The sequence below is a fragment of the Cellulomonas oligotrophica genome, from assembly GCF_013409875.1.
Taxonomy (GTDB): Bacteria; Actinomycetota; Actinomycetes; order Actinomycetales; family Cellulomonadaceae; genus Cellulomonas; species Cellulomonas oligotrophica.
On sequence record NZ_JACCBK010000001.1, the window covers coordinates 531,257 to 557,487 of the forward strand.

General features: G+C 75.1%; 23 protein-coding genes. 14 read left to right on the forward strand and 9 right to left on the reverse strand.

Going from position 1 to position 26,231, the window contains the following annotated elements:
* The first annotated feature begins 188 nt into the window (after window positions 1-188).
* From BKA21_RS02380 to BKA21_RS02400, 5 genes are all read left to right on the forward strand, one after another.
* Complete coding sequence (locus tag BKA21_RS02380) at window positions 189-1,757, forward strand: pectate lyase family protein (RefSeq protein WP_140458803.1); 1,569 nt, start codon at window positions 189-191, stop codon at window positions 1,755-1,757.
* 131 nt (window positions 1,758-1,888) lie between these two features.
* Complete coding sequence (locus BKA21_RS02385) at window positions 1,889-3,361, forward strand: DUF3375 domain-containing protein (RefSeq protein ID WP_140458802.1); 1,473 nt, start codon at window positions 1,889-1,891, stop codon at window positions 3,359-3,361.
* The gene (locus BKA21_RS02390) at window positions 3,354-4,091 is read left to right on the forward strand and encodes a DUF4194 domain-containing protein (protein ID WP_203793429.1); all 738 of its coding nucleotides are present in this window, start codon (window positions 3,354-3,356) and stop codon (window positions 4,089-4,091) included. The genes BKA21_RS02385 and BKA21_RS02390 overlap by 8 nt, the downstream gene beginning before the upstream one ends.
* Complete coding sequence (locus tag BKA21_RS02395; protein ID WP_140458801.1) at window positions 4,088-7,477, forward strand: ATP-binding protein; 3,390 nt, start codon at window positions 4,088-4,090, stop codon at window positions 7,475-7,477. Before BKA21_RS02390 ends, BKA21_RS02395 begins: the two co-directional genes overlap by 4 nt.
* A 155-nt stretch (window positions 7,478-7,632) precedes the next feature.
* Window positions 7,633-8,220 carry an SMI1/KNR4 family protein gene (locus BKA21_RS02400; protein ID WP_140458800.1) on the forward strand — a complete coding sequence of 196 codons (588 nt, stop codon included), beginning with the start codon at window positions 7,633-7,635 and terminating at the stop codon, window positions 8,218-8,220.
* Window positions 8,221-8,263: 43 nt separating this feature from the next.
* On the opposite strand, the gene BKA21_RS02405 is transcribed toward BKA21_RS02400, so the two are convergent.
* Both BKA21_RS02405 and BKA21_RS02410 read right to left on the reverse strand, forming a co-directional pair.
* On the reverse strand, window positions 8,264-8,785 hold the full coding sequence (locus tag BKA21_RS02405) for an RNA 2'-phosphotransferase (protein WP_203793431.1): 522 nt from the start codon (window positions 8,783-8,785) through the stop codon (window positions 8,264-8,266).
* A 52-nt stretch (window positions 8,786-8,837) separates the two neighbouring features.
* Window positions 8,838-9,707 (reverse strand): AraC family transcriptional regulator, encoded by an 870-nt coding sequence (locus BKA21_RS02410; protein ID WP_140458798.1) that lies wholly within the window; start codon window positions 9,705-9,707, stop codon window positions 8,838-8,840.
* Window positions 9,708-9,940: 233 nt separating this feature from the next.
* On the opposite strand from BKA21_RS02410, the gene BKA21_RS02415 reads away from it, so the two are divergent.
* Complete coding sequence (locus BKA21_RS02415; protein WP_140458797.1) at window positions 9,941-11,158, forward strand: AI-2E family transporter; 1,218 nt, start codon at window positions 9,941-9,943, stop codon at window positions 11,156-11,158.
* Window positions 11,159-11,190: 32 nt separating this feature from the next.
* Window positions 11,191-11,448 (forward strand): hypothetical protein, encoded by a 258-nt coding sequence (locus BKA21_RS02420; protein ID WP_140458796.1) that lies wholly within the window; start codon window positions 11,191-11,193, stop codon window positions 11,446-11,448.
* A 21-nt stretch (window positions 11,449-11,469) separates the two neighbouring features.
* On the opposite strand, the gene dnaE is transcribed toward BKA21_RS02420, so the two are convergent.
* Genes dnaE through imuA' form a run of 3 tightly spaced genes read right to left on the reverse strand, consistent with a single transcriptional unit; the run spans window position 11,470 to window position 17,466 of the window.
* On the reverse strand, window positions 11,470-14,916 hold the full coding sequence (gene dnaE, locus BKA21_RS02425) for a DNA polymerase III subunit alpha (RefSeq protein WP_140458795.1): 3,447 nt from the start codon (window positions 14,914-14,916) through the stop codon (window positions 11,470-11,472).
* Window positions 14,909-16,606, reverse strand: coding sequence for a DNA polymerase Y family protein (locus tag BKA21_RS02430; protein WP_140458794.1), 1,698 nt, complete (start codon window positions 16,604-16,606; stop codon window positions 14,909-14,911). The genes dnaE and BKA21_RS02430 overlap by 8 nt, the downstream gene beginning before the upstream one ends.
* A complete protein-coding gene (gene imuA', locus BKA21_RS02435) occupies window positions 16,603-17,466 on the reverse strand; it encodes a DnaE2-dependent mutagenesis accessory factor ImuA' (RefSeq protein WP_140458793.1) in 864 nt (287 codons plus the stop codon). Before imuA' ends, BKA21_RS02430 begins: the two co-directional genes overlap by 4 nt.
* A gap of 173 nt (window positions 17,467-17,639) precedes the next feature.
* Here imuA' and BKA21_RS02440 point away from each other — a divergent pair, with 173 nt between their 5' ends.
* From BKA21_RS02440 to BKA21_RS02460, 5 genes are all read left to right on the forward strand, one after another.
* Window positions 17,640-18,014 (forward strand): ArsR/SmtB family transcription factor, encoded by a 375-nt coding sequence (locus BKA21_RS02440; RefSeq protein WP_140458792.1) that lies wholly within the window; start codon window positions 17,640-17,642, stop codon window positions 18,012-18,014.
* Window positions 18,011-19,732, forward strand: a complete 1,722-nt coding sequence (locus tag BKA21_RS02445; protein WP_239072799.1) for a SulP family inorganic anion transporter — start codon at window positions 18,011-18,013, stop codon at window positions 19,730-19,732. The genes BKA21_RS02440 and BKA21_RS02445 overlap by 4 nt, the downstream gene beginning before the upstream one ends.
* A gap of 40 nt (window positions 19,733-19,772) precedes the next feature.
* On the forward strand, window positions 19,773-20,315 hold the full coding sequence (locus BKA21_RS02450) for a YbhB/YbcL family Raf kinase inhibitor-like protein (protein ID WP_140458791.1): 543 nt from the start codon (window positions 19,773-19,775) through the stop codon (window positions 20,313-20,315).
* Window positions 20,316-20,376: 61 nt separating this feature from the next.
* The gene (locus BKA21_RS02455) at window positions 20,377-20,955 is read left to right on the forward strand and encodes a GNAT family N-acetyltransferase (RefSeq protein ID WP_239072800.1); all 579 of its coding nucleotides are present in this window, start codon (window positions 20,377-20,379) and stop codon (window positions 20,953-20,955) included.
* A complete protein-coding gene (locus BKA21_RS02460) occupies window positions 20,955-21,680 on the forward strand; it encodes an SDR family NAD(P)-dependent oxidoreductase (protein WP_140458789.1) in 726 nt (241 codons plus the stop codon). The genes BKA21_RS02455 and BKA21_RS02460 overlap by 1 nt, the downstream gene beginning before the upstream one ends.
* A 72-nt stretch (window positions 21,681-21,752) precedes the next feature.
* Here BKA21_RS02460 and BKA21_RS02465 read toward each other — a convergent pair whose 3' ends face one another.
* The 3 genes from BKA21_RS02465 to BKA21_RS02475 all read right to left on the reverse strand — a co-directional run bounded on the left by BKA21_RS02465 (window position 21,753) and on the right by BKA21_RS02475 (window position 23,817).
* Window positions 21,753-22,352: an OmpA family protein gene (locus BKA21_RS02465; protein WP_170208989.1), complete on the reverse strand. Its 600-nt coding sequence runs from the start codon at window positions 22,350-22,352 to the stop codon at window positions 21,753-21,755.
* Window positions 22,349-22,927: a hypothetical protein gene (locus BKA21_RS02470; RefSeq protein ID WP_170208988.1), complete on the reverse strand. Its 579-nt coding sequence runs from the start codon at window positions 22,925-22,927 to the stop codon at window positions 22,349-22,351. Before BKA21_RS02470 ends, BKA21_RS02465 begins: the two co-directional genes overlap by 4 nt.
* A gap of 260 nt (window positions 22,928-23,187) precedes the next feature.
* Window positions 23,188-23,817, reverse strand: a complete 630-nt coding sequence (locus BKA21_RS02475; protein ID WP_140458788.1) for a hypothetical protein — start codon at window positions 23,815-23,817, stop codon at window positions 23,188-23,190.
* Between the two features lie 171 nt (window positions 23,818-23,988).
* Here BKA21_RS02475 and BKA21_RS02480 point away from each other — a divergent pair, with 171 nt between their 5' ends.
* Window positions 23,989-24,564, forward strand: coding sequence for a YbaK/EbsC family protein (locus tag BKA21_RS02480; protein ID WP_140458787.1), 576 nt, complete (start codon window positions 23,989-23,991; stop codon window positions 24,562-24,564).
* A gap of 33 nt (window positions 24,565-24,597) precedes the next feature.
* Here the strand turns inward: BKA21_RS02480 and BKA21_RS02485 are convergent, their stop codons facing one another.
* Window positions 24,598-25,209, reverse strand: a complete 612-nt coding sequence (locus BKA21_RS02485) for a TetR/AcrR family transcriptional regulator (protein ID WP_140458786.1) — start codon at window positions 25,207-25,209, stop codon at window positions 24,598-24,600.
* Window positions 25,210-25,399: 190 nt separating this feature from the next.
* Here BKA21_RS02485 and BKA21_RS02490 point away from each other — a divergent pair, with 190 nt between their 5' ends.
* Window positions 25,400-26,113 (forward strand): SDR family oxidoreductase, encoded by a 714-nt coding sequence (locus tag BKA21_RS02490; RefSeq protein ID WP_140458785.1) that lies wholly within the window; start codon window positions 25,400-25,402, stop codon window positions 26,111-26,113.
* Window positions 26,114-26,231: the final 118 nt, after the last annotated feature.

Sequence of the window (26,231 nt, forward strand, 5' to 3'; positions counted from 1 at the left end):
TTCGGGTCCCGTCGGGGGCTTGTCAGATCGGAAACCGCTCTCCTACCGTCGAGAAACCGGTTCCTCAGCGTCGACGGACCGCCGGTCCGCCACGCCGCCGGTGCGTGCACGGCACGCACGACCGCTCCCCTCGCGGCCGTCCGCCGTGCGCGTCACGACCCGCATTCAACGACGAACGTGAGGCGACGATGAGACGACCACTCGCACTGCGGCTGCTGGCCACGGGAGCCACGATGGCCGTGGCAGCCACGATCGGCGTGAACGCCCTGGCCGTCCCCGAGGCGCAGGCCGCCACGGGGACCGCGACGGGCTTCGCGTCCCAGAACGGCGGCACGACCGGCGGCGCGGGCGGCGCGACGGTGCGCGCCACCACGGGCACGCAGATCCACGAGGCGCTGTGCGGCCGCGCCAGCGCCAGCACGCCCATCACCATCGAGGTGGTCGGGACGATCACGCCGGCCAACACGGCGAAGGTCTCGGGGTCGTGCAACACCGCCGCCGGCGTCATCGAGCTCAAGCAGATCAGCAACGTCACCATCGTCGGCGTGGGCTCGGGCGCGGTGTTCAACGAGATCGGGATCCACATCCGCGAGGCGCGGAACATCATCATCCAGAACGTCACGGTGAAGAACGTCAAGAAGTCGGGCTCCCCCACGTCCAACGGCGGGGACGCGATCGGCATGGAGACCGATGTCCGCAACGTCTGGGTCGACCACGTCACGCTCGAGGCGTCGGGCGGGGAGTCCGAGGGCTTCGACGGCCTGTTCGACATGAAGGACAACACGCAGTACGTGACGCTGTCCTACTCGATCCTGCGCAACTCGGGCCGTGGCGGCCTCGTCGGGTCCTCCGAGAGCGACCGCTCCAACGGGTTCATCACGTACCACAACAACAAGTACGAGAACATCGACTCCCGCGCCCCGCTGCTGCGCGGCGGCGTCGCGCACATGTACAACAACCACTACTACTCGCTGAACGAGTCGGGCATCAACTCCCGCGCCGGGGCGAAGGCACGCGTCGACAACAACTACTTCGAGGACTCCAAGGACGTGCTCGGCACGTTCTACACCTCGGAGGCCGGCACGTGGCAGGTCAACGGGAACATCTTCGACAACGTGACCTGGTCGAGCCGCAGCGGCGACAACAACCCCGCGGGCCCGAACCCCGTCTCCACGACGACCGTGAGCATCCCGTACTCGTTCCGCCTCGACGCCGCCAGCTGCGTCCCGGACATCGTCCGGCAGACCGCCGGGGCGAACACGGGCCTGCGGGTCTCGAACGGGAGCTGCACCCCGACCACGCCGTCGCCGACGACGTCTCCCACGACGACGCCGACGCCCTCCCCGACGTCGGGCACGCCCACCCCGACGCCGACCACCCCGCCGGCGACCGGCACCAACCTGAGCCTCGGCGCGGGGGCCGACGGCTCGTCCAAGGGCTCGGGCACCAGCTACGGGGCCGTGATCGACGGCTCCACCAGCACGTACTGGTCGCCCAACGGGTCGACCGGGCGGGTCTCGGTCAAGTGGGACGCGGCGACGACCGTGTCGCGCGTGGTCGTGAAGCAGGCGTCGGGCGGCGGGTCGATCACCGCGTGGCGCGTGGTGAACAACGACACCGGTGCCGTCCTGGCCTCGGGCAGCGGCTCGCCGTCGACGATCACGTTCGGCGCGACGTCGCTGACGAAGGTCAACCTCGAGATCACCGGCGCCAGCGGCACGCCGCGCATCGCGGAGCTGGAGACGTACGCCGGGTGACCGGCCGGACGTGACGGTGCGGGCGGGACCCTCGGCGGTCCCGCCCGCACGGTCGTGCGCGGGCACGCCGGTCGCGGGCACGCCCGTCGCGTGCACGGCGCGGTGGGCGGGCGCACCTACGCTGTGCGGCGATGATCTCTCGCACTGAAGGGGCGTACCTGGGCGCGGTCCGGGCGTTCCAGAACCCGATGCTGGACCTGCTGCACAAGCGGTACGCGCCGCTGGTCGTGTCGCTGCTGTCCGTGGTGTTCACCGCCGAGCGCCCGACGGTGCCGGTGGCCGACGCGCACACCGAGATCGGCGACGCCCTTCACCAGCTGCGCGCCGCCGGGTACGAGGACAAGGTGCCGGTCGGGTCGGCGCGGGACCTGTGCCGGCAGTGGGCCGACGCGGGGTGGCTGGTGCGGCAGGTGCTCGACGGCGACGTCGAGGTGTACCGGCTCTCGGCGCACGCCGTCGGGGCGCTGGAGGTCGCCGGGCGTGCGGGTGGTGCGCGGGCGCGGGTGTCGCAGTCGCGGGTGCGTACGCTCCTGGACGCGCTCGACCGGCTCGCGCAGGACGCCGACCCGGACGTCATGGTGCGGGTCGCGCGCCTGGACGCGGAGATCCGCCGGCTGCAGGCCGAGGTCACGCGCCTGGAGCGCACGGGCGAGGTCGACCCGGTCGACGACGAGCAGCTGCTCGAGGAGGCCGAGAACGTCCTGCACCTGGTGCGCGAGCTGCCCGCGGACTTCGCCCGGGTCGCGGAGTCCATCAAGGCGATGCAGCGCGACGTGGTCACGGCGCTGCGGCAGGACGAGCGCCCCACGGGGGCGGTGCTGCGCGAGTACCTCGAGCGCGGCGAGCACGTCATGGAGTCCACCGCCGAGGGGCGGGCGTTCGCCGGTGCGTTGCGGCTGCTGGGCGACCCGCAGCGCCTCGACGAGCTGTCCGCGCAGCTCGACGTGGTCCTGCGGCACCGGTTCACGCGGCGGCTGCCGGCCGCGCAGCGCACCGAGCTGCGTGAGATCGGGCGGCGCATCGAGCAGGGCCTGGAGCAGGTGTTCACCGCGCAGCGCGAGGCGTCGTACGTGATCACCGCGCAGGTGCGCAACCACGACCCGCTGCGCGACCGGCAGGTCGACGACCTGCTGCGCGACGTCATGACCGGGCTGGCCGTGTGGGTGCCGGACGCCCGCCGTGGCGAGCCGGTGGAGCCCCTGCGGCGGCTGCCGGTGGCGGACGTCGACCACCTGCGCCAGACGCCCGGCGACCTGCGCCCCCCGCAGGGGCCGGCGCCGCTGACGTCGTGGGACGACGACGAGGACGTCGCGCAGGACGAGGCGCGCGCGTGGGGCGGGCCGCACTACGCCGACCTGGGCGTGCACCTGGCAGGCTTCGCCGACGGTGCCGCGACCGTCGACGTCGCGGCGGCCTTCACGGCGGCCCCGGCGGCGCTGCGGCGCCCGGTGGACCTGCTGGGGCTGCTGGAGATCGCCCACCAGCTCGGCATGGAGGAGACCGGCGAGCTCGCGTACGTCGAGGCGGTGCGCCCCGACGGGTCGCGTCGCCGGTTCGCGTTCGGCGGGGTCACGGCACGGACGAAGGACGAGGACGATGAGTGAGACCAGCGTGACGGCGGACGACGTCACGGGCGGCGCCCCCGACGAGCACGCGGTGGAGGGCGACCCGGGCTTCATCGCGCCCGTGCCGATGGAGGAGGACCCCACCGAGCTGTTCGCCGGCGACAGCGGCACCCTCGACGCCGACGTGCGACGGGTGCTCGTGCGGCTGCTGCAGCGCCGCTTCCTGCTCGCCGACCGCAACCGCGCGCAGTGGCGCACGCTCCTGGAGAACCAGCAGGTCATCGAGTCCCGGCTGCACGACCTGTTCGTGCACCTCGTCGTCGACCACGACCGCGGCGTGGCGTACAAGAAGCAGGTCCGCTCCGCCGAGCTCGACGTGCCCGTGCTGCTGCGCGACGACGCGTACTCCCGGGCCGAGACCCTCGTGCTCGTGCACCTGCGGACGGTGTACCAGCGCGAGCGCGGCGCCGGCGAGACGTCGGTGCGCGTCGACGTCGAGGAGCTCGAGCAGACCGCCCTGACGTACTTCGACCCCGACGACACGAACGTCGCCGCCCACCAGCGCGAGATCCGCAACGCCGTGGCCCGCCTGGCCAAGGAGGGTCTCGTCGAAGAGGAGTCCGAGGGCCGCTACCGCGTGACCGCGCTCGTCGAGGTCGTGCTGAGCAACGAACGGCTCGTCGAGCTGCGCGACTGGCTGCGCACCCGCACGGGTGCCGGCGGCGCGCCGACCGACGACTCCCCTGCCGGCGAGGAGGCCGCCCGATGACGATGCTCGACTCCCTGTTCGGGCTGATCCCCGCCGCCTCCACCGGTCAGCAGTGGGTCGCGCGCGACCTGCAGCTGGTCAACTGGGGCGGGTACGACGGGCACCACCGCGTCCGGCTGGCCTCGACCGCGACCCTGCTCTCGGGCGGGTCCGGGTCCGGCAAGTCGACCCTCATGGACGCGTACATCGCGCTGCTCATGCCGCACACCACACCGTTCAACGGCGCGTCCAACGGCGGCGTCGTCGGGCGCCCGCGCGGCAAGGACCAGCGCAACATCCTGTCCTACGCCCGGGGGAAGGTCGACGAGTCCCGCACCGAGGACGGCACCCGGCAGCGGGTCCTGCGCGGCGACGGGCACGACACGTGGTCGGCGATCGCGATGACGTGGGCCGACCAGTCCGGCACGCAGCTGACCGCGGTCCGCGCCTGGTACGTGCCGTCCGCGGCGCGCACGCTCGAGGACGTCGTCGCGGTGCGCGCCACCGTCGACGGGCCGTTCGACGCCCGCGACCTCGAGGGCCCCGCGGCGCAGCGCCTGGCCCGCCACGCCGTCACCGAGGCCGGCCTGACCTGCTACGACACCGACCGCGAGTTCACCGCGCGCCTGCACTCGACCCTCGGGATCGGCGCAGCCGGTGACGGCAGCAAGGCCGTCGGCCTGCTCGGGCGCATCCAGGCCGGGCAGCAGATCACCACCGTCGACGCGCTGTACAAGGCGATGGTGCTGGAGGACCCCGACACGTTCGCCACCGCGGACGCCGTCGTCGAGCAGTTCGACAAGCTCACCGGCACGCGCGACCAGATGATCACCGCCCGACAGCAGGTCAAGGCCCTGGAGCCGATCCGCGAGCACCGGGCCGCCCTGGAGGCCGCCCGCGAGCGCGTCGGCGTCATCGAGGCCGTCGGGTCGTTCGACGACGGGACGTCGCCGGCGGCGCTGTGGCGGCACGGACGCCGCCTGGGTCTGCTGCGCGCGGTCGAGGCGGACCTGCACGGCCGCCACCAGCAGGCGGGGCAGACGTCGCGGGAGACCGCCGCGCGGGTCACCGCGGCGCGGGCGGAGCTCGACGGGGTCAAGGAGACGCTGTGGGCGTCGGGCGGCGACCGTCTGGCCACGGCCCAGCGGGAGCTGACGGCGGTGCGCGCCCGGCAGGAGGAGGTCGTGCGCGCCCGGGGCCGGCTCGACGAGGTGCTGGCCGTGCTGGGCGCGACCGTCGACGACGAGGCGGGGCTGGCGGCGCTCGCGGAGCAGGCCCGTGCGGCGCTCGCGGACCCGGGCGCCAAGGAGCGGGCGTTCGCGGGGCTGTTCGACGCGATGTCGCTGAGCAAGGAGGCGAAGGCCGACCTGGCGGCGCTGGAGGTCGAGCGGGCGGCGGTGCTGCGGCGGCACGACAACATCCCGGGCGACCTGCACGCGGCGCGCGCCGCGCTGGCGCAGGCGGCGGGGCTGACGCCCGAGGAGCTGCCGTTCGTGGCCGAGCTCGTCGAGGTGCGCACGGAGCACGAGCCGTGGCGGGACGCGTTCAACCTGGCCCTGGGCGGGTTCGCGACGCTGCTGCTCATCGACGCCGCGCACGTGCGGGCGTTCCGGGCGGCGATCGACGCGGTGCCCACGGCGCGGCGCATCCGGTTCCAGGGTGTGCCCACGGGGCTGCGGGACGACGTGGGTGTGGACGCGCACACCCTGCCCGGGCGGCTGGACTACCGGCAGGGCCCGTTCACGGGGTGGTTGCGCTCGGAGCTGGCGGAGCGGTTCGCGTACGTGTGCGTGGACACCCCGGGCGAGCTGGCGCAGCACGCGAAGGCGCTGACGCGGTCCGGGCAGGTGTCGGAGGGCAACCGGGGTGCGCACGGCGGGCAGGGCCGGGCGAACGTGCTGGGCTTCACCAACGCCCGGCGGCTGGCGCACCTGGACGAGCAGGTCGCGCGGGCGCAGCGGCGGGTGGCGCAGGCCGAGGAGCAGGTCGAGGCGGCCCGGGCCGGGCACGACCGGTACGAGGTCGTGCGTCGGGCGCACGAGGCGCTGGTCGCCACGTCGTGGGACCAGGTCGACGTGGCCGGCGTCGAGGCCGAGCGCACGCGCTGGGAGCAGGTCGTGCAGGACGTCACGGCGGGCAACCCGGAGGTGACGCGTCTGCAGGAGCGGGCCGCGGAGCTGGAGGTGACGATCCAGACCCTCACGGAGGACCTGGGCCGCACCAAGGGCCTGGCGCAGAGCCTCGGCGACGACTGGTCGGCCACGACCGATGCCGTCGACACCGCGCAGCGCGCCCTGGACGACGCGCAGGACGCGGGCACGGCCCTGGCACCGGACCAGCAGGCGTACCTGGACACCCTGCTCGCCGGCACCGACGACGTGGGCACCGACGACGCCGGCACCGTCGCGCCCGCTGCGGACCCGGTCGAGGCGCTGGCGGCGTTCGACGCGGTCGTCGCCCGCGCCGGCGACCTGCTGCGCGCCGACCGGCAGGCCGCCCAGCAGACCGTCGCCGCGGCCCGTGACGCGCTGCGCCGCACGTTCGAGACGTTCGTCGAGCGCTGGCCCGACCCGAACCTGGGCACCGACCCCGACGCGTCGTACCCGGACTTCGTGCGGATCCTCACCGAGCTCGAGGTCAGCGGCCTGCACGAGCTGGAGGCGGAGTGGCGCAAGAGCCTGCTGCGCCTGTCGGGCAACGACCTGACCGACCTGCACAACGCGCTGGCCCGGTCGGTCCGGGAGATCAAGGAGCGCATCCGCCCGGTCAACGACATCCTCGCGGACCTGCCGTTCTCCGACGACGACCACCGGCTGCGCATCGACGCCCGCGACACCCAGTCCGCGGTGGTCGCCCGGTTCCGCAAGGAGCTGCGCGACCTGCGCGAGGTGCTGTCCACGCAGGCCACGGACGCCGAGCGCGAGCGCCGCTACCTGCGCATGGCCAAGGTCGTCGACCGCATCCGTCGTTCCTCCCCCGACTACGCGGACCTGGTGGACGTGCGCCGGCACGTGCGCCTGTCGGCGGAGAAGGTCGACCTCGACGGCAACCACGTGGCCTTGTACGACCACATCGGGGAGAAGTCCGGCGGGGAGTCCCAGGAGCTCGTGGCGTTCATCGTCGGCGCGGCGCTGCGCTACCAGCTCGGCGACGCCGGTGCGGCCCGCCCCCGGTACGCCCCGGTGTTCCTCGACGAGGCGCTCATCAAGGCCGACGCCCGGTTCACCGGCCGCGCCGTCGGTGCGTGGCGGGGCCTGGGCTTCCAGCTCGTCATCGGCGCGCCGAACGACAAGTTCAGCGCCCTCGAGCCGCACGTGGACCTCAAGTACGTGGTCCTCAAGGACGCGTCGGGCCGCTCCCGCACCAAGCCCGTCGCAGGCCTGCCGGGCACCGAGGGGCCCGCATGACCCGCGCAGACCGGTGTCTGCGTGCACCGTCCGGTGCAGCGATGCGAGGTGATGCTGCTCGTGGGGCGACGCGGGCGCAGGCTTGCGGTGACGCCCTCCAGGGCAGCGAAGGCGTCGTGCCGTCGTTCTACCTGTGCCCGAGCGGTGACTGACCCGTGGCCCCCACGACCACGCGCCTGACCCCACTCCTGCACGAGCTCGAGGGTCATATGGATGCCGTCGGCGCACCCTTCTCCTCGCGCGCGCTGCCAGGCATCTCCGACGCGCAGATCGACGAGCTGCTCGCACCCTCAGGGCTCGTCATCCCGACCGAGCTGCGGGAGTGGTGGCGCTGGCACCACGGCTCCCGCACCGACGCCGTCACGCCGTTCGCGCACCAGTTCGGCCCTGGGTCGTGGGGACTCATGACGATCCCCGACGCTCTCGACGACGCCGCGCAGTGGGTCTCAGACGCCACCGGAGACGAGGGTGACTGGTCGTCGCCCTCGTGGCTCCCCTTCGCCGAACGCTCCTCCCACCACCACCGACTCGTTGCCCGCCTCGACGAGTCGGGACCGGACCTCGTCTGCGTCGGGCACTGGTACGTGTTCGACGCCCCACCCGTCGCACCGATCGCGCACAGCATCGCCGACATCGTCGAGACCTGGCTCACCGTGCTGCAGCAGGGATCGGTCCACTGGGATGGCGACGCCTGGATCACCAGGGACTACCGAGCGCCCATCCCCCTCTACGCCCAGAGCTAGGTCCACGCGACCCGAAGTCATGCCGCCACTCCCCCGAGGGCTGTCAGGGGAACGTGAGGTGCTCGGGCGGGACGGCGTCGACGAGCCACACCCCGTTGCCCGTGACGAAGAACTCGTGCCCGGCAGCGGCCATCGCGGCCGCGGCGACCTCCAGGACGACGAACCGGCCACGGCGTGCGCCGACACGCGCCGCGGTCTCCGGGTCCGGCGACAGGTGCACGTGGTGCCGCGCGCCCCGGACCAGCCCCTGCTCGCGGATCGCCGGCACGTTGCTGACGGGCGTGCCGTGGAACAGCACCGTGGGCGGCGCCTGCGGCAGCAGGCCGAGGTCGACGGGGACGCTGTGGCCCTGCCGGGCACGGATGCGGTCCGCGACCAGCTCGAACCGCTGCTTGTCGCTGCCGGCGACGACCTCCTCGAGGTCTGCGCGCGAGAGCACGAGTCCGTGCTCGGCCAGCGCGGCCAGCAGGTCGGGGACGTCCACCCACCCGGCCTGGTCCAGCGTCACACCGACCGACCCGGGCGCGTGCCGCAGGACGAGGGTCAGCCGTCGGGAGGTGCGCACCGGGTCCACCCCCGCATCGTGCACCACGCGCTGGCCGTCGGGACGCCTCCGGTCAGCCCGGCTCGACCGGGAGCCAGAGCTCGACGGTGGCGGTGCTGAGGTCGTCGGCGCGGTCGAGCACGGCGACGACCTCGGGGCCGGGGCGCAGACGCCACGGGTTGGAGGGGAACCACTCGGTCGCCGTCGCGGCCCAGAGGGTCTGGAGGGCGTCCGGGTAGGGGCCGGACACCCGGAACACGGCCCACGTCCCGGGCGCGACGTCGAGGACGTCCAGGTCGTCGGGGACCGCGGCGGTGTCGGTGACGGCGACGCCGTGCAGGTACGTCAGCCCGGTGCCCTCGCGGCGGTCCGGGTCGAGGTCGTCGCTGACGGCGAGCAGGCCGTGCGGCTCGGTGCCCGAGAGGTCCTTGAGCCGCTGGTGCTCCTCGGGGGCGATGCTCGCGACGTGCTGCTGCACGGCGGGGTTGACGCCCTCGTGCACGAGCGGGACACGGGCGGCGTGCCCGACGAGTCGGAACGCGGGGCGGGTGGTGAGGCGGACGTCCACGGGGACTGCTCCTTCGACGGTGAGGCGGAACCGCAGCTGCGGCTGGGTGCGGAGGGGGCCGCCGTCGCGCCGGGCCTGCCCGGGGCTGACGCCGTGCACGGAACGGAACGCGCGGCCGAACGCCTCGGCCGACCCGTACCCGTGGCGCACCGCGATCCCCAGCAGGTCCCCGGCCCCGGAGACGACGTCCGCCGCCGCGACGGTCATGCGCCGGCGGCGCACGTACTCCGACAGCGGCATGCCCGCCAACGACGAGAACATCCGTCGCAGGTGGTACTCGCTGGTGCCGAGCGCGGCGGCGAGCCGGGCGACGTCGAGCTCGTCGTCCAGGTGCTCCTCGACGACGTCGGCGAGCTGGTTGAGCCAGGTGATCACGGTGCCTCCCTCCGCGGACCACCCTGCTGCCCGCGCCGTCCGTCGCACCCGATCATCCCTGCCCGGTCCGGTCGGTCATCCACCAGATCGACGCCGGCGACGACGAGGGCAGTGCGCGTGCACCCGGCTGCTCGACGCGCCGCCGGACAGGTGGGACGCGCGTTTCGCGCGCCCGCAGCACCTGCGAGAGGCATGCTGGTCACCTGGGCTTTCACACGTGACGGGAGACGTGCATGACCGACGAGGCACCGGCACCCCGCCCGCGGGCGTCGGCCGTGAGCACGGCCGGGCGCCGCGTCGCCGGCGGGCGCCGCAACCCGTCGGTCACCGGGGTCGACGAGACCGCACCCCGCTGGCTGCGCCAGGCCGCCGGGGTGTCCTGGCGGCTGCTCGTCCTCGTCGCCGCGATCAGCCTCGTCTTCGTCGCCACCGCCCGCGTCCAGCTCGTGTTCGTCGCGGTGTTCCTCGCGTTCGTCATCGCCGCCGTGCTGCGCCCCCTCGTCGAGCTCATGGCCAAGGTCATGCCCCGCCCGCTCGCGACCGCGCTGTCGCTGCTCGTGGCGCTGCTGTTCGTCGCCGGGATGTTCACCTACGTCGGCTACTCCATCGCCAACCAGTGGAACGACCTGAGCGAGCAGTTCGAGACCGGCATCCGGCAGATCACCGACTACCTCGAGAGCGGCTCCCTGCCGTTCGTCATCACCAGCGAGCAGATCGCGCAGTGGCTCGACATGGCCCTGACGTGGATCCAGGAGCACGCCGGCGACCTCGCCGGGCAGGCCGCCGCCAGCGCCGGCTCCGTCGTCATCGCCTTCACCGCGATCGCGCTCGCGGTGTTCTGCTCGATCTTCTTCCTCGCCCGCGGCGCGCAGATGTGGACCTGGTTCCTCAACCAGCTGCCCGCGCGGGCCCGCAGCACCTGGGTCGTGGTCGGCGAGGCCGGCTGGTACACGTTCTCCGGCTACACCCGCGGCACCGTGATCATCGCGATCATCGACGGGCTCCTGGCGTTCGTCGTCCTCTCGATCGTCGGCGTCCCGCTGGCCGCACCCCTGTCGGTGCTGGTGTTCATCGGCGCGTTCATCCCCCTGATCGGGGCGCCCGCGTCGATGATCGTCGCGATGATCGTCGCGCTCGCCGCCAACGGGTTCTGGAGCGCGGTGGTCGTCGGCATCGCCATCGCCCTCATCGGCCAGCTCGAGGGCCACGTGCTCCAGCCCCTCATCATGGGCAAACAGGTGTCCCTGCACCCGGTGGTCGTCGCGCTCGCGGTCACCACGGGCACCCTCGTCGCCGGGATCCTCGGCGCCGTCATCGCGGTGCCGCTGGTCTCGGTGGCGTGGACGGTGTTCTCCCGGCTGCGCACCCTCGACCCGCCGATGAGCGACGAGGAGGACCCCGCCGTCGACGCCGACGACGACCAGGCGTCCGCCCCCGCCGACGCCACCTGACGCCCCGAACCGACCCTCCTGGAGCACCCCGCATGACGACGCAGCCCGCCACGACCGCCCCCGGGCTCACCGACGTCGGGGTGCTGGTCGCCGCCGTCGTCGGCGCCCTCGGCTCCCTGGTGACGCCGTGGGGCGGAGCGCTCGTGCTGGCCGCCCTGCTCACCGCGCTGCGGATGCTCGTCGGCGCACCCCGGCGCCGCCGCCTGCTCTGGTCCGCCGTCGTGGTGTGCGTGCTCTCCCTGGCGTTCATGACCCTGGTCACGGTCGCCGTCTGGACCGTCGGGACGTAGCCCGCTCCACCGTCCACGGCCTCACTGGAAGTCGCGGGAGGTGCTGCGGATGCGCAGGGACAGCGGGCTCAGGTGCTCGGCGACGAGGTTGGTGGCGTCGTCGGCCTTCTCCAGGCGGCCGCGCACGACCATCGCCCGGGCGGTGCGGGCGGTGCGGCGGTGGCGCTGCCACAGGCCGGCGGAGCAGACGACGTTGAGCAGGCCCGTCTCGTCCTCCAGGGACAGGAACGTCACCCCCTGCGCGGTGCCGGGGCGCTGCCGGTGGGTGACCACGCCGGCGACGGCGACACGACCCTCGGCGGCGGTGAACGCGTCCGCGACGCGCAGCACCCCGGCGGCGTCGAGGCCCGCGCGGACGAACTGCGTGGGGTAGGAGTCCACGGACACCCCGGTGGCCCACACGTCGGCGGTGGCGACCTCGACGTCGGACAGGCCCGGCAGGGTCGGGGCCCGGACGCCCACGGACACCCCGGGCAGGGTGTCGGGGCCCTCCTGGGCGAGCGCCCCGGCGGCCCACAGGCCCTCGCGGCGGTCGACGCCGAGGCCGTCGAGCGCCCCGGCGGTGGCGAGGGCCTCGAGCTGGGCGGTGCTCAGCCGGACCCGGCGGGCCAGGTCCCGCAGGTCGACGAACGGGCCGTGGGCGGTGCGCTCGGCGACGAGCGCGGCGGCCACGTCCTGACCGATCGTGCGGACCTGCGTCAGGCCCTGCCGCACGGCCAACGACCGGGGCCGGGCGGCGCCGGCGCCCGTGCGGACGCCGGGCGCGGCGACGGGTCCGGTGCCGCTCGGGCGCGGCTCCAGGGGCGGCTCCCCGCCGGGCGGTGGCGGGGCGGTGCGCTCGACGACCGCGAGCACGTCGGAGGCCTGCACGTCGGGGCGCAGCACCTCGACGCCGTGCCGGCGGGCGTCGGCCGCCAGGGACTGCGGGGAGTAGAACCCCATGGGCTGGGCGGCCAGCAGCCCGGCGTAGAAGGCGGCGGGGTGGTGCACCTTGAGCCACGCGCTGGCGTACACGAGGAACGCGAACGAGTACGCGTGCGACTCCGGGAACCCGAAGTCCGCGAACGCCTTGAGCTTGTCGTAGATCTGCTCGCGGACCCGCGGACCGATGCCCTTGCGGGCCATGCCGTCCATGAGGCGGGCGCGCATCGCCTCCATCCGTTCCATCGAGCGCTTGGACCCCATGGCACGGCGCAGCTGGTCGGCCTCGGCGGGCGTGAAGTCCGCGACGTCGATGGCCATCTGCATGAGCTGCTCCTGGAACAGCGGCACCCCGAGGGTCTTGCCCAGCGACGGCTCGAGCAGCGGGTGCAGGTACGTGACCTTCTCGCGCTCGCGGGAGCGCTCGATGTACGGGTGCACGGACTGCCCCTGGATGGGCCCGGGACGGATCAGGGCGACCTCGACGACGATGTCGTAGAACTTCTCCGGCCGCAGCCGCGGCAGGGTGCCCATCTGCGCGCGGGACTCCACCTGGAACACCCCGACCGTGTCGGCGGCCTGCAGCAGCGCGTACACCCCGGGGTCCTCGTGCGGCAGCCCGTGCAGGTCGAGCGTGACGCCCTCGTGCCGCTCGACCTGCGTGAACGCCAGCCGCAGCGCCGTGAGCATGCCCAGGCCCAGCAGGTCGAACTTCACCAGCCCGGCGTCCGCGCAGTCCTCCTTGTCCCACTGCAGGACGGTGCGCCCCTCCATGCGCGCCCACTCCACGGGGCACACCTCGATGACGGGCCGGTCGCACATGACCATGCCGCCGGAGTGGATGCCCAGGTGCCGCGGCAGCCGCAGGAACCGCTCGGCCAGGTCGACGACGTGCTCGGGGACGTCCTGCGCCTCGCTCGCCGACGGCGGCCGCACCCGCGGGACGACGTCGTGACCGCCCGCCGACGCCTCCCCGGCGCGCTCGGGCGTCGGCCCCAGGGGGCCGCTGCGCGTCAGCGTCCACCACGGGCTCGGCGCCTCCTCCCCCCGCAGCGACCCCCACCGTTCGATCGTGCGGCTCCACGCGTCCTGCTGCCCCGCGTCGTACCCCAGGGCGCGGGCCGCGTCCCGCACCGCCGAGCGCGGCCGGTAGGTGATGACGTTCGCGACCTGCGCGGCGTGCGTGCGCCCGTGCGTGGCGTAGACGTGCTGGATGACCTCCTCGCGGCGCGCGGACTCGATGTCGACGTCGATGTCCGGCGGGCCGTCGCGCTCCGGGGCGAGGAACCGCTCGAACAGCAGCCCGTGCCGCACCGGGTCCACGGCGGTGACGCGCAGCACGTAGCAGACCGCGGAGTTCGCGGCCGAGCCCCGACCCTGGGCGAGGATCTGGTTCCGGCGGCAGAAGTCCACCAGGTCGTACACGACGAGGAAGTACCCGCAGAACCCGAGGTCCTCGATGACGCGCAGCTCGTGCTCGAGCTGCGCCCACGCCCCGGGCACCCGCTCGGCCTCCGGCGGGCCGTACAGGTCCAGCGCGCCGCGACGCACCAGCTCGCGCAGCCACGTCGCCTCCGTGTGCCCGGCCGGCACCGGGTACGGCGGCAGGCTGGGCGCCACCAGCGCCAGGTCGAACGCGCACTGCGCCCCCAGGTCCGCGGCCGCGGCCACGGCGTGCGGGTGGCGGCGGTGCAGCGCGAGCATCTCCGCCGCGGAGCGCAGGTGCGCCGTCGGCGGGGGCAGCCACCCGTCCAGGTCCTCCACCGACGAGCGCGCACGCACCGCGGCGAGCGCCTGCGCGAGGTCCGCGTCGCGCGGCGTGGCCTGGTGCACCCCGCCCGTGGCGACCAGCGGCAGCCCGGCCGACGCCGCGAGGGCCGCGAGCGCGTCGCCCCGGTCGGTGTCGTACGCGTCGCCGACGACCGTCGTCTCGACCACCACGTTGTCCCGCCCGAACAGCGCGACGAGCCGGTCGAGCTCGGTGCGGGCGGCCTCGAACCCGCCCGGCGCCACCCCGTGCAGGCCGGACGGGTCGCCGCCTGCCAGCGCACGGCGCACGGCCCCCTTGCGGCACCCGGTGAGCACCAGCCACTGCCCCGCCGCGGCCTCGGCGAGGACCTCCAGCCGGTGGTCGGCGGCACCCTTGCGCCCCGTGCGCAGGTGCGCCTCGCCGATGGCGCGCGACAGCGCCCGGTACCCGTCGGGGCCGCGGGCCAGCACCAGCAGGTGCTCCGCGCGCGGGTCGGGCACCCCCGTCGGCGGGTCGAGGACCGGCGGCCCCGGTGCGGGGGCGCGCTCGCGGCCGTGACGACGGGCGTCCGGGGCCGGCAGGTGCAGCTCGGCGCCGAACACCGTCGGCAGGCCGACCGCGCGGGCCGCCTGCGCGAACCGCACGACCCCGTACAGCCCGTCGTGGTCGGTCAGCGCGAGCGCCTCCAGGCCGAGCCGGGCCGCCTCGGCGGCGAGCTCCTCGGGCTGGCTCGCCCCGTCGAGGAAGCTGAACGCCGAGTGCGCGTGCAGCTCGGCGTACCGGGGCCGGTCAGTCATAGCCGCCCTCGTACGTCCAGGTGCGCCCGGTGCAGGTGAGCAGCACCGCACCGCCGTCGTCGAACGCGACCTGCAGGTGCGCGCGCACCTGCAGCACCCGCCCCGGGCGCGACCACCACCGGTCCGTCAGCAGCCACGGGCCCGCCCACCCCGCGACGGTCCGGGCCCGGCCCTCGACGACGACGGTGGCCGGTGCCCCGCTCAGCCGCCCGCGCGCGTCGAGCTCGACCGGCCGCCCGTCACCGGCCCGGACGTCGACGGGCTGCGGGGCGGACGGCACCGTCGCCGGCGGCGGGTCAGGCAGCCGCCCCGGCCAGGGCCGGTCCAGGTCCCGCGGCGCCGGCCCCTGCTCGCCCCACGGGCGCACGTGCAGCTGGTCGCGCACGTCCCGCCCGCCCTGCAGGCTCACCGTGAGCACCCCGGCGCCGCCGACGATGCTCTGCGCCCGCTCCAGCGCCCGGTGCGCGCGCAGGTCCCCGCCCGACGCCCCGCCCCACAGACGCCCCTGCTCGGCGCCCGCCGGCGTCACGTCCAGCGCCGTGAGCGTCAGCCGCACCAGCGCGACCGCCCGCGCGTCGTCGTCCGGGCCGAGGTCGAGCCCGTCGTCGAACCCGTCCCCGTGCGACCGTCGGCCGCCCGCGGGCACCCGGCCGGTGCGCACCTGCTCCGCCCGCCGGTCACGGGCCGTGGCCACCGCCCCCGCGGTCAGCCACCCCTCGAGCTGCCAGCGGATGCGGTCGGTGATGCGCGCCGGCGTCAGCCCGCCCCACCCGCCGAGGTCCGTGCGCCACGTGCGCACCAGGTCCTGCCCGTCGTCGGTGCGCGCCGCCACCTGCAGGCGCCCGCACGTGACGGCGTGGACCAGGAGCAGGTCGTGCAGGTCCTCCGCCAGGCGCCGCCCCGCGAACGCCGCGGTGTCGACCCGGTCCACCGGGGGGTCCAGATCGGCGACCACCTCGAGGTCCGCCTCGGGGCGACGCAGCGCGGGCGGGCGCTCGTCCAGGCCGCGGGCCAGCGTGCGCGCCCACGCGCCCAGCCGCCCGAACCGGGCGTGCACGTCGGGTGCCGGCAGCCCCGCGAGCGCCCCGAGGGTCCGCAGCCCCAGCCGGTTCAGCAGGTCGACCAGGCGGGCCACGTCCGCGGCCTGCTCCGGCGTGACCGTGGCGTGCACCAGCTCCCCGACCCCGTGCGGGGCCAGCAGCACCGCCGACGCCCCGGGCTCGACGACCGCGCCCGTCCGCGCGGCCAGCACCGCCGCGAGCAGCCCGTCGGCCGTCCCGACGCCGCACTCGTGCCCGGTGGCGCGCGCGACCTGGTCGACGATGCGCTCCGCGAGCGCCTCCTCGCCCCCGTGGTAGCGGGCCGCCCCGCCCGCGGGCAGCAGGAGCAGCCCGGCCCGCACCACCTCCACCCCGGCGACGACCTGCTCGACCGCGGCCGCGACGGGCTCGAACAGCCGCACGTCGCGCGCGTCGTCCGCGGGCAGCAGCACCAGCTCGGGGCAGCACGCCTGCGCCTGCCGGCGGCGCATGCCGCGGCGCACCCCCTCGGCACGGGCCAGCGCGGACGCCGCGGTCACCTGCCGCCCGTCGTGCACCGCCGCCGGTGCCATCCCCGGCACCCCCGCCGCCGCGGCCGCCGCGACCACCGGCCAGTCCGGCACCCACACCACCGTCGTCCGCGTGCTCATCCGACCAGCCGCAACGTGTCGGGCCGGCCCGTGCGCCGCGTCGGCGCCGTCCCGCGGCCGGGGCCGGACGGGGCGCCGTCGCCGGGTGCGGCCAGGGGCAGCACGACGTCCGCGACGAGCGGGGTCGCGGACGGGCCGCGCCCCGTGCGCCGCACCCGCAGCTCGCGCGTGCGCAGCCGCCCGTCACCGGCGCCCAGGCCGGTCCACCGCGCCTGCTGCACGGTCAGGACCGTCGCCGCACCGGGCCACGGGACGGTCGTCAGCAGCACGGCGCCGCGCTCGCGGGCCCGGGCCGTCAGGCGCCGGCGGTCGGCGTCGGCGAGCACGGCCCCGGGGCCGACGAGGACGACGCCGACACCGTCGAGGAGCGCGCCCAGGACGGTGAGCGCGTCGGGCCCGGGCTCGGGCACGAGCGCGAACCGGTCGAGCGCGACGCCGCACCGTGCGGCCGCGAGCAGCCCCAGGTCGGGCAGGCCGACGGCCACGGCCCAGTCCCCGCCGGCGCAGGCGTGCGCGAGGAGCGTGAGCGTCAGGGCGGTGGAGCCGAGCACGCTGGTGGTGGCGCCGCGACGCAGCCCGTCGGGCAGCAGCCGCTCGGTGCCGGGAGGCACGGGCAGCGGCGGGCGCTCGCTGGTGAGCAGCGAGGTGCGCGGCGTGCGCCGCTCGGGGGTGCGCGACGTGTCCGGCGTGCGTGCGGCGTCCGACGCCCGGCCGGTGCCCCGGGGGTGCGCGTCGTCCGGCGTCCGGACGGCGTCGGACCCGCCGGGGACGAGCACGGGGCGCGCGCCGGTGCGCATCTCGGCCGCGGCCAGCGCCGCACGCGCCCGTGCGGCCCGCTCGGCCGTGCCCGTCACGCCCACCGTCGACCTCCTTGCTCACGGCCGACAGACCGATCGAACACCTGTTCGATCAGTACACGTCCACAGGTCCGACGTGTCAATCCGCGCGGACCGGTTCACCCGCTCGGGCACCCGGCCGGGCGTACCATGTGATGAATCCATCAAGTCATCACACGCAGATCTGCGAGGAGCCCGTGCCCCTGCACGCCCTGGGCGTCGACCGCCCCCTGGCCGAGGTGAAGGCCGACCTGTTCAAGGCGCTCGCGCACCCCGTGCGCGTACGCACCCTGGAGCTCCTCGCCGAGCAGGACCGGCAGGTCAGCGAGCTGCTCGACGCCCTCGGCCTCGAGCCCTCCCACCTGTCCCAGCACCTGGCCGTGCTGCTCCGCGCCGGCGTCGTCACCGCCCGCCGCACCGGCAACGCCGTCCACTACACGCTCGCGCTGCCCGCGGTCGCCGACATGCTCGCCGCCGCCCGGGCCGTGCTCGTCGACGCCGCGACCCGGCACGCCGGCCTGCTCGACGAGACCAGCACCACACCGGCCGAGACCGCACCGGCGGACCGGTGAGCACCCCCGCCGCACCCCCGGTCCGCGAGCTGCTCGTCTCCGCCCGCCGCCGCGCCCTCGCCCTGGCGCCCCGCCGCAGCGACTACGCCGACCTGCCCCGCTCCTGGCGCCACGACCTCGTCGCCGGCCTCACCGTCGCGGTCGTCGCGCTTCCCCTCGCCCTCGGGTTCGGCGTCGCGTCCGGCCTCGGCGCCGGAGCCGGGCTCGTCACCGCGATCGTCGCCGGCGCGGTCGCCGCCGTCCTCGGCGGGTCGCACCTGCAGGTCAGCGGGCCCACCGGCGCCATGGCCGTCGTCCTGCTGCCCGTCGTGGCACGGCACGGCACGGAAGCCGTCCCCGTCGTGGCGATCATGGCCGGCGGGATCGTCGTGCTGGCCGGCGTGCTGGGCCTCGGCCGGCTCGTCGCGTACGTGCCGTGGCCCGTCGTCGAGGGCTTCACCGTCGGCATCGGCGTGGTCATCGCCCTCCAGCAGGTACCCCTGGCCCTGGACACCGCCCCCGGCCCGGGCGAGAACGCCGCGCTCGTCGCCTGGGGCACCCTCGCCGCCGTCGACTGGTCCGCCGCCGTCGCCCCGCTGGTCGTCGTCGCGCTCGCCGTCACCGTGATGCTCGTCCTGCCCCGCCTGCACCGCGGCCTGCCCGCGTCCCTGCTCGCCGTCGTCGCCGCGACGCTCCTCGCCGAGGCCGCGCACCTCGACGTCGCGCGCATCGGCCCCCTCCCGGACCTGCTGGCCGCCCCGTCGCTGCCCGTCGTCGACCTGGCCACCACGAGCGCCCTGTTCTCGTCCGCGCTGGCCGTGGCCGCCCTCGCCGCCCTGGAGTCCCTGCTGTCCGCGCGCGTCGCCGACGGCATGGCCGACGACATCGGCCGCACCTCCCCCAACCGCGAGCTGTTCGGCCAGGGCCTGGCCAACATCGCGTCCGGGCTGGTCGGCGGCCTGCCCGCCACCGGGGCCATCGCCCGCACCGCGGTCAACGTGCGCACCGGCGCCCGCACCCGCGTCGCCGCCCTCACCCACGCCGTCGTCCTGACCGCCGTCGTGCTGGTCGCCGCACCGCTGGTCGCCCGCATCCCCCTGAGCGCGCTCGCGGCCGTGCTGCTGGTCACCGCGGCCCGCATGATCGACGTCCGTACCGCCGTGCAGGTGTGCCGCTCGGGGCGCGCCGGGGCGCTCGTGCTGCTCGCGACGCTGGCCGTGACCGTCGCGTTCGACCTCGTCATGGCCGTCGAGGTGGGTGTCGCCGTGGCCGCGGTGCTCGCGCTGCGCGCCGTCGCCCGCAGCAGCGGCCTGCACCGCGAGCCCCTGCCCGGCGCGGACGGCGACACCCTCGGCGCCGACGCCGAGCACGCCCTGCTGCACGAGCACATCGCCGTCTACCGGGTCGACGGGGCGTTGTTCTTCGCCGACGTGCGCCGCTTCCTCGACGAGCTCGCGCTCGTCAGCGACGTCCGCGTCGTCGTCCTGCGCCTGGGCGCCGTGCGCGTGCTCGACGCCAGCGGGGCCCGCGCCCTGGCCGACGTCGTCACCGACCTGCGCCGGCGCGGCATCCACGTGCTGCTCAAGGGCCTGCGCCCCGAGCACCGTCGCCTCGCCGAGGGCGTCGGCGTCATCGACGCCCTGCAGGACCCGGACCACCTGTTCGACGACCTCGGCGCCGCGCTGGAGCACGCCCGCGCGCACGTGCGGGGCACGCTGCCCACCACCAGGATGGGGTGAGCCGCCCGGCGACCGGCGCCGGGCCGACCCGGAGGTCCCCGTGGCCGCGTCCCTGACCCGCCCCGTCGCACCCGACCCGTACGCGCTGCTGCCCGCGGTGCCCGCCTTCACGCTCACCAGCACCGACTGGGTGCACGGCGAGCGGATCCCCGACGTGCACACCCACACCGACGCCGGGTCCGACGTCTCGCCCCAGCTCGCGTGGTCGGGCTTCCCCGACGAGACCCGCGGCTTCACGGTCAGCGTGTTCGACCCCGACGCGCCCGGCGTCGCCGGCTGGTGGCACTGGACCGTCCTCGGGCTGCCCGCCACGGTCACCGCGCTCGACCGCGGCACCGGCACCCCTGACGGCGCCGCCCTGCCCGCCGGGGCGTTCCAGCTGCGCGGCGACGACGGCGTCGCCGGGTACGTCGGCTGCGCCCCGCCGCCCGGCGACCAGGTGCACCGCTACTTCGCGGTCGTGCACGCCCTCGACACCGACGACCTCGGCCTGGACGCCGGCACGACCCCGGGGGCGGCCGCCTGCGTCCTGACCTTCCACACCCTGGCCCGCGCGGTCCTCGTCGGCACCTACCAGCGCTGATCCGGCGGGCCCGCGGCGAATGAGCCTGACGTGGGCACCGTCCGTGCGGCACCATGCCGCCGTGACCACCGCAGCCGTCGTCGTCCGCGACGACGACCCCCGCCGCCCCGGGCTCGAGCGCGACGGCCTCGTCGTCGTCTCGACCTCGTGGGGAGCCCACCACGTCGACCACGGGCCTGCGCACCTCGACGCGCTCATCGCCCGGGCCGACGCCGACGTGGCCGAGCTGGGCCCGGCCGACGCGGACGACCTGCTCGCCCTCGACGCCGCCACCTGCGCGGACTTCCCCACCGGCCCGGCCACGTCGCACGAGCCGCTGACGCCCGTGACGGCACGGGCTGCCCTGACCCCGCCGTCGCGCACCTTCGGGGCTCGGGTCGACGGGCGTCTCGTCGCGGTGACGGTCGTCGACGTGGACGGCACGCACGCCGAGACCGCGTTCACCACGACGGACCGTGGGTACCGGGGTCGCGGCCTGGGTGCCGCGGTCAAGGCCCTCGCCGTCCGGACGCTGCGGGCCGAGGGCGTGGGGACCCTGCGCACGGGCGGTGCGGGCGAGAACGCCGCGAGCCTCGCGGTGAACCGTGCTGTGGGCTACGTCGTCGACGAGACGTGGCTGACCTACGGAAGGGGCGCGTGATGGCGCGGACGGTGGTGGTGACCGGGGGCGGGACGGGCATGGGGCGCGCGATCACGGAGCGGTTCGTCGCGAGCGGGGACCACGTCGTGGTCGTCGGCCGCCGCCAGGACGTGCTCGACCGCATCGTCGCCGCCCACCCCGACCGCGTGCGGGCGGTCCGCGCCGACCTGACCGACGACGACGACGTGCTGCACGCCGTCGACGCGCTGGACGGCGGGCAGGTCGACGTCCTCGTCAACAACGCCAGCGGGTTCCCCGCGGTGGACGGCGAGGGGCTGCCCGGCAGGTTCGCCCGGCTGCGCGCGACCCTGGACGCGAACCTGCTCTCGGCGGTGCTGCTCACCGAGGCGCTGTGGCCCTCGCTGGCCCGTCCCGGCGGTCGCGTGGTCAGCATCAGCTCCATCGCCGCGCAACGCGGGGGCGGTGGCGCGTACGCGGTGGCGAAGGCCGGTCTGGTGGGGTGGGGCTACGACCTGGCGGCGCGTGGCGGGCCTGAGGGCATCACGGCGAACACCGTCTCCCCCGGGTACGTCCAGGACACCGAGCTGTTCTCCCCGCAGGGCCGCTCGGGGCGCCACGACGCCCTCGTCGCCCAGACCCTGCTCGGGCGCGCGGGCGTCCCGGACGACGTCGCCGGCGCCGTGCACTGGCTGGCGTCGCCCGACGCGGCGTGGATCACGGGCCAGGTCCTGGCCGTCAACGGCGGTGCCCGTCTGGGCCCCTGACGCCGGGGCATCCGCTCGCACGAGCACGCTGCGGACCCGTGGGCCACGGGTCCGCAGCGTGTCTTCAGGTGCTCAGCCGACGTAGCGGATCTCGACCCGGCGGTTCGCGGCCCGGGCGTAGCTGTCGGCGGTGTCGCCGGGCGTCTCGGCCTGCGCGGGCTCGCTCTCGCCGCGACCCGCCACGGTCAGCACGAGGTCGGGTCGGGCCGTCGCGACCGCGTCGGCCACCGCCCGGGCCCGCTGCTCGGACAGCAGCTGGTTGCTCGCGTCGTCACCGACGGAGTCGGTGTGGCCGGTGATCGTGACCTCCGCGCCCCGTGGAGCGTCCTCGAGCACCTCGTCGAGGTTGTCCGGGGCCGTCGGCGGCAGCTCGGCCTTCGTGGGCTCGAAGAGGATGTCCGAGGAGAGCGTGACGACCGTCTCCTCGCCGTCCCTGCGCACCTCCTCCTCGATCACCTCGACAGAGCCGTCGGGCGAGAACGCCTCGACGGAGCCCTGCACCGCGAAGACCCGCACCGAGTCCGCGGCCAGCTGCGCGGTCACCTCGGGCAGGTCTGCCGGGTCGTGGAAGTCCTCCGCCTGGGCGGGGGCCACGAGCAGCACCGCACCGAGCGCGGCCGCGGTCATGGTCGCGGCTGCCCGGGCGGCGAGGCGGCTCGTCGGAGTGCTCATCGCGTGATCGGGATGTCGAGCAGCTCCGGCCAGTCCGGGTGCACGAGCAGGTCGATGGTCGCGATGTCGTCCTCCGGGGCGGCGAACGCGAACCACGCGAGCGTCGGGGTCCCGTTGGGCGTCTCCCGCGTGTACGGAGCGGCGAACGCCGTGCCGGCCTCGTTGATGACGGAGTACTCCTTGAGGTTCTCCCGGTCGATCAGGACCGGGTCGTACGTGTCGTCGAACGCGTCGTACAGCCGGATCTCGTCCGAGTTGCTCATGCTCGCGAAGTCCGGCGTCACGATCAGCCGCAGCACCATCGTCTTGCCCTCGACGGTCAGTGACTGCACACCGATCGTCGTGGTGTCGTCGGGGTTGCTGACGAGCGGGAACGTCTCGGAGATCAGCACGTCCTCGGCGTCGATCTCGTCGACACGCGCGTCCGAGCCCTCCCCCGACGCGGACTGCGCGGAGCCGCCCGACCCTCCGGTCGTGTCGTCGGCCGCTCCGAACGAGCAGCCGGACAGCAGGGCGAGGGTCGCGAGGCCGGCGACAGCAGCGGCGGATCGCGTCCGCAGGACAGGGGGGCGCACAGGTGCTCCAAACGACATCGGGGGCAAAACGGACACAGTGTGGCATGGGCCCTCGGACGGCCCGACCGCCCCATCCCTCGATCAGGTGACGCCCGAGCGGCTCAGCGCACCGGTCAGCACCGATGCCACCCGATCGAGGGACACGACCACGCCTGGGACGCGTCGACCTGCGGAGCCCCGACGCACGAGCAGGTCCGCCTGCCAGCTCCCCGGCCTCGCGCTGCACCGCCACCGGTCGACCGGTCACGGCCGGCACGCGGTCAGCGGGGCGTCACGTCGGGCTCGGAGGTGCTGTCGGGCGCGACCGGGAAGCGCTCGGCGTCGGGCAGGAATTCGGTCAGGTCGGCCTCGCCGAACGGCGTGCCCTCCACGAGCTGGCGGGCCTGGGTCCCGGTGTCCAGGACGATCCCCTGCGGGTTCGTCGTCTGGAACAGCGGCTGCCCCTCGGGACGGCCGGCGGTGCTGTCCTGGATCGGCGTGATCTCGCCCGGCTCGCCCGCCGGGACGAGATAGAACACCCCGGCGAGGTCCGCGGGGAGGTGCTCCTCGTACACCTGGGCCCCGACCCCGCCCGGGGACGGCAGCTCCACGTAGACGACCCCGTCCGCACCGTCGGGAAGTGTCCCGACGTGCACGTCGGTGACCGTGACGTTGAGGACGACCGATCGGTTCGCGGCGGGGTCGTCCTCGCCCCGCCCCCACAGGCGACCGTCGGTCACCGCGGTGACGGTCCCCTCCACGACGAGGTCGGACATCTCGGCCAGCACCTCGCGCGAGTCCACGGGGTCGTAGTCGGCCGTCGAGCCGGCGAACATCCCGACGAACACGTCGGGGTCCGCGGCTGTCGTGCTCGTCGAGGCGCACGACGCCAGCACGAGCGCGACAAGCACAGCCAGGACGCACGTCCGGGCCGCGGACGGACGTCGTCGGCGCAGTCCCACGGGCCACCTGCTCCTGCCGCTCCCTGGGCGGCACGACGTGGCGCCCCTACCCGGGCAGTGTGCCGACGACCGGCGACCTTGCTCCTGCGGCCCGGCCGCCGTGCCCTAGCCTTGCGAGCCGTGACCACCTCGCACCTGGGCTCCCTGACGTGGGAGCGTGCCGTCGACCGTCCGGACCTGCTCGCGGAGCGCACGCACGCGATGATCAGCGGGTGGGCCGTCGTCGAGCCCGAGGTCGCGGACGCCGTCCTCGTCGCCGCGATCGACCCGGACCTGGCCGACACGGCGGCCATGACCGAGGCCTACGACCTGCCGCTGGCGGCGTCCGTGAACTGCGTGCTCGTGGCCGGGCGGCGCGAGGGCGTCGAGCGGGTCGCGGCGTGCCTCGTGCGTGCCACCACGCGCGCCGACGTCAACAACGCCGTCAAGCGGCTGCTCGACGTGCGCAAGGCGTCGTTCCTGCCGATGGAGCGGGCGACCGAGGAGTCGACGATGGAGTACGGCGGGATCACGCCGCTCGGGCTCCCCGACGGGTACCGGATGCTGGCCGACGCGCGCGTGGGGACCGACGTCACCGATGCCGGCGGCACGGTGGTCATCGGCTCGGGCGTGCGACGCTCGAAGATCAGCCTGCCGGGCGCGCTGCTGCTGCGCGCACCCGGCGTCGAGGTCGTCGAAGGGCTGGCGCTGGCGTAGCCGCCGCAGGGTCGACGCCCTCCTGGACCCCGGTCAGCGGGCGGCGGGGCGCAGCACCGCCCCGACCTGACGGCGGATGTCCGCGACGAGGTCGTCGACGCCGGCGTCGACGGAGACGCTCGCGGCCATCGCCAGGAACATCACCGCGGACACGACGCGGGCCAGGCTGGCCGCGTCGTCGTCGTGCACGCCCCCGTGGCGGCGCAGCACGTCCGCGACGGCCTCCTCGGTCTGCCCGGCGATGGTGAGGGCCTCGCGGTGGTGCGGCTCCTCGGGGTCGCCGAACACCATCTCGCGCAGGTACGTGCGCCCGTTGTCGACCTGCCTGCGGTTGCACTCGACGACGGGTCGCACGATGGCGAGCACGGCGTCGACGACGTCCGTGGCCGACCCGGCGGCCTGCACCCCGCGGGCCAGCGCCTCGCCGTAGGCGGCGTTCTGCACGAGCAGGAGCAGCTCACCCTTGCTCCTGGCGTAGAGGAACAGGGTCCCGGCGCCGATGTCGGCGCGCTCGGCGATCTCCTGGGTGGTGACGTCGTCGACCCCGCGCTCGGCGAAGAGCTCGCGCGCGGCAGCGGTGATCCGCTCGAGCTTGTCCTGCTTGTTGCGCTCGCGCCGACCCTGGGGACGAGGGGTGCCGGGCATGGGATCCTCCGGGAATAGAGTGTGAGCACGCTCAGTTCCGAGTGAAGTCACTACCGCGTGGGCTCAGATGTGCGACTGCTGATTGTTCCACGCGGCGGCGGCGCACCGCCGCCCGGACCTGCGACCCCGCAGGCGCCGGACGGCTCCTCCCGCGCCCCACCCGGGACGCACCTGAGCTGAAGGAGCACCCATGCCCACCCTCGACGGAGCAGTCGTCCTGGTCACCGGCGCGAACGGCGGGATCGGCACGCAGTTCGTGCACCAGTTCCTCGCCCGCGGCGCGGCGAAGGTCTACGCCACCGCCCGCACGCCCCGCACCTGGGACGACGAGCGCATCGTCCCGCTGACCCTGGACGTCACCGACCCGGAGTCGATCCGCGCCGCCGCACAGGCCGCCCCGGACGTCACCGTGCTGGTGAACAACGCCGGCGTCGCGGTCTCCAGCGCCGGCATCCTCACGCACACCGACGAGGAGATCCGGACGAGCGTCGAGACCAACCTCGTCGGCCCGCTGCTCCTCGCCCGCGCCTTCGCCCCGCAGCTCGTGGCGGCGCAGGACGCGGCGATCGTCGACGTGCACTCGGCGATGAGCTGGTACGCCGTCGCCGGGATCTACAGCGCGACGAAGGCGGCGCTCTGGTCGGCGACGAACTCGCTGCGGCTGGAGCTCGCACCGCAGGGCGTGCACGTCGTGGGGGTGCACGTCGGATGGGTGGACACCGCCATGGCGGCGGGCGCCGACGGCCCGAAGACCGACCCGGCCGACCTCGTCACGACGGTGCTCGACGCGGTCGAGGCCGACGAGTACGAGGTGCTCGGCGACGAGACGTCCGTCCAGGTCAAGGCCGGGCTCAGCGCCCCGCTCGAGGTCGTCTACCCCGAGCTGGCACGCACCCGTCCCTGACGCGCCGGGCGAGGATGTCGCAGCGGCTTCCGCCGCGACACCCTCGCCCCGGCATCGCCGGCGCGGCCGGGGCAGCCGTGCAGCGGCGCGAGGTGGCACGGCGCCTGTTTCCGTTATT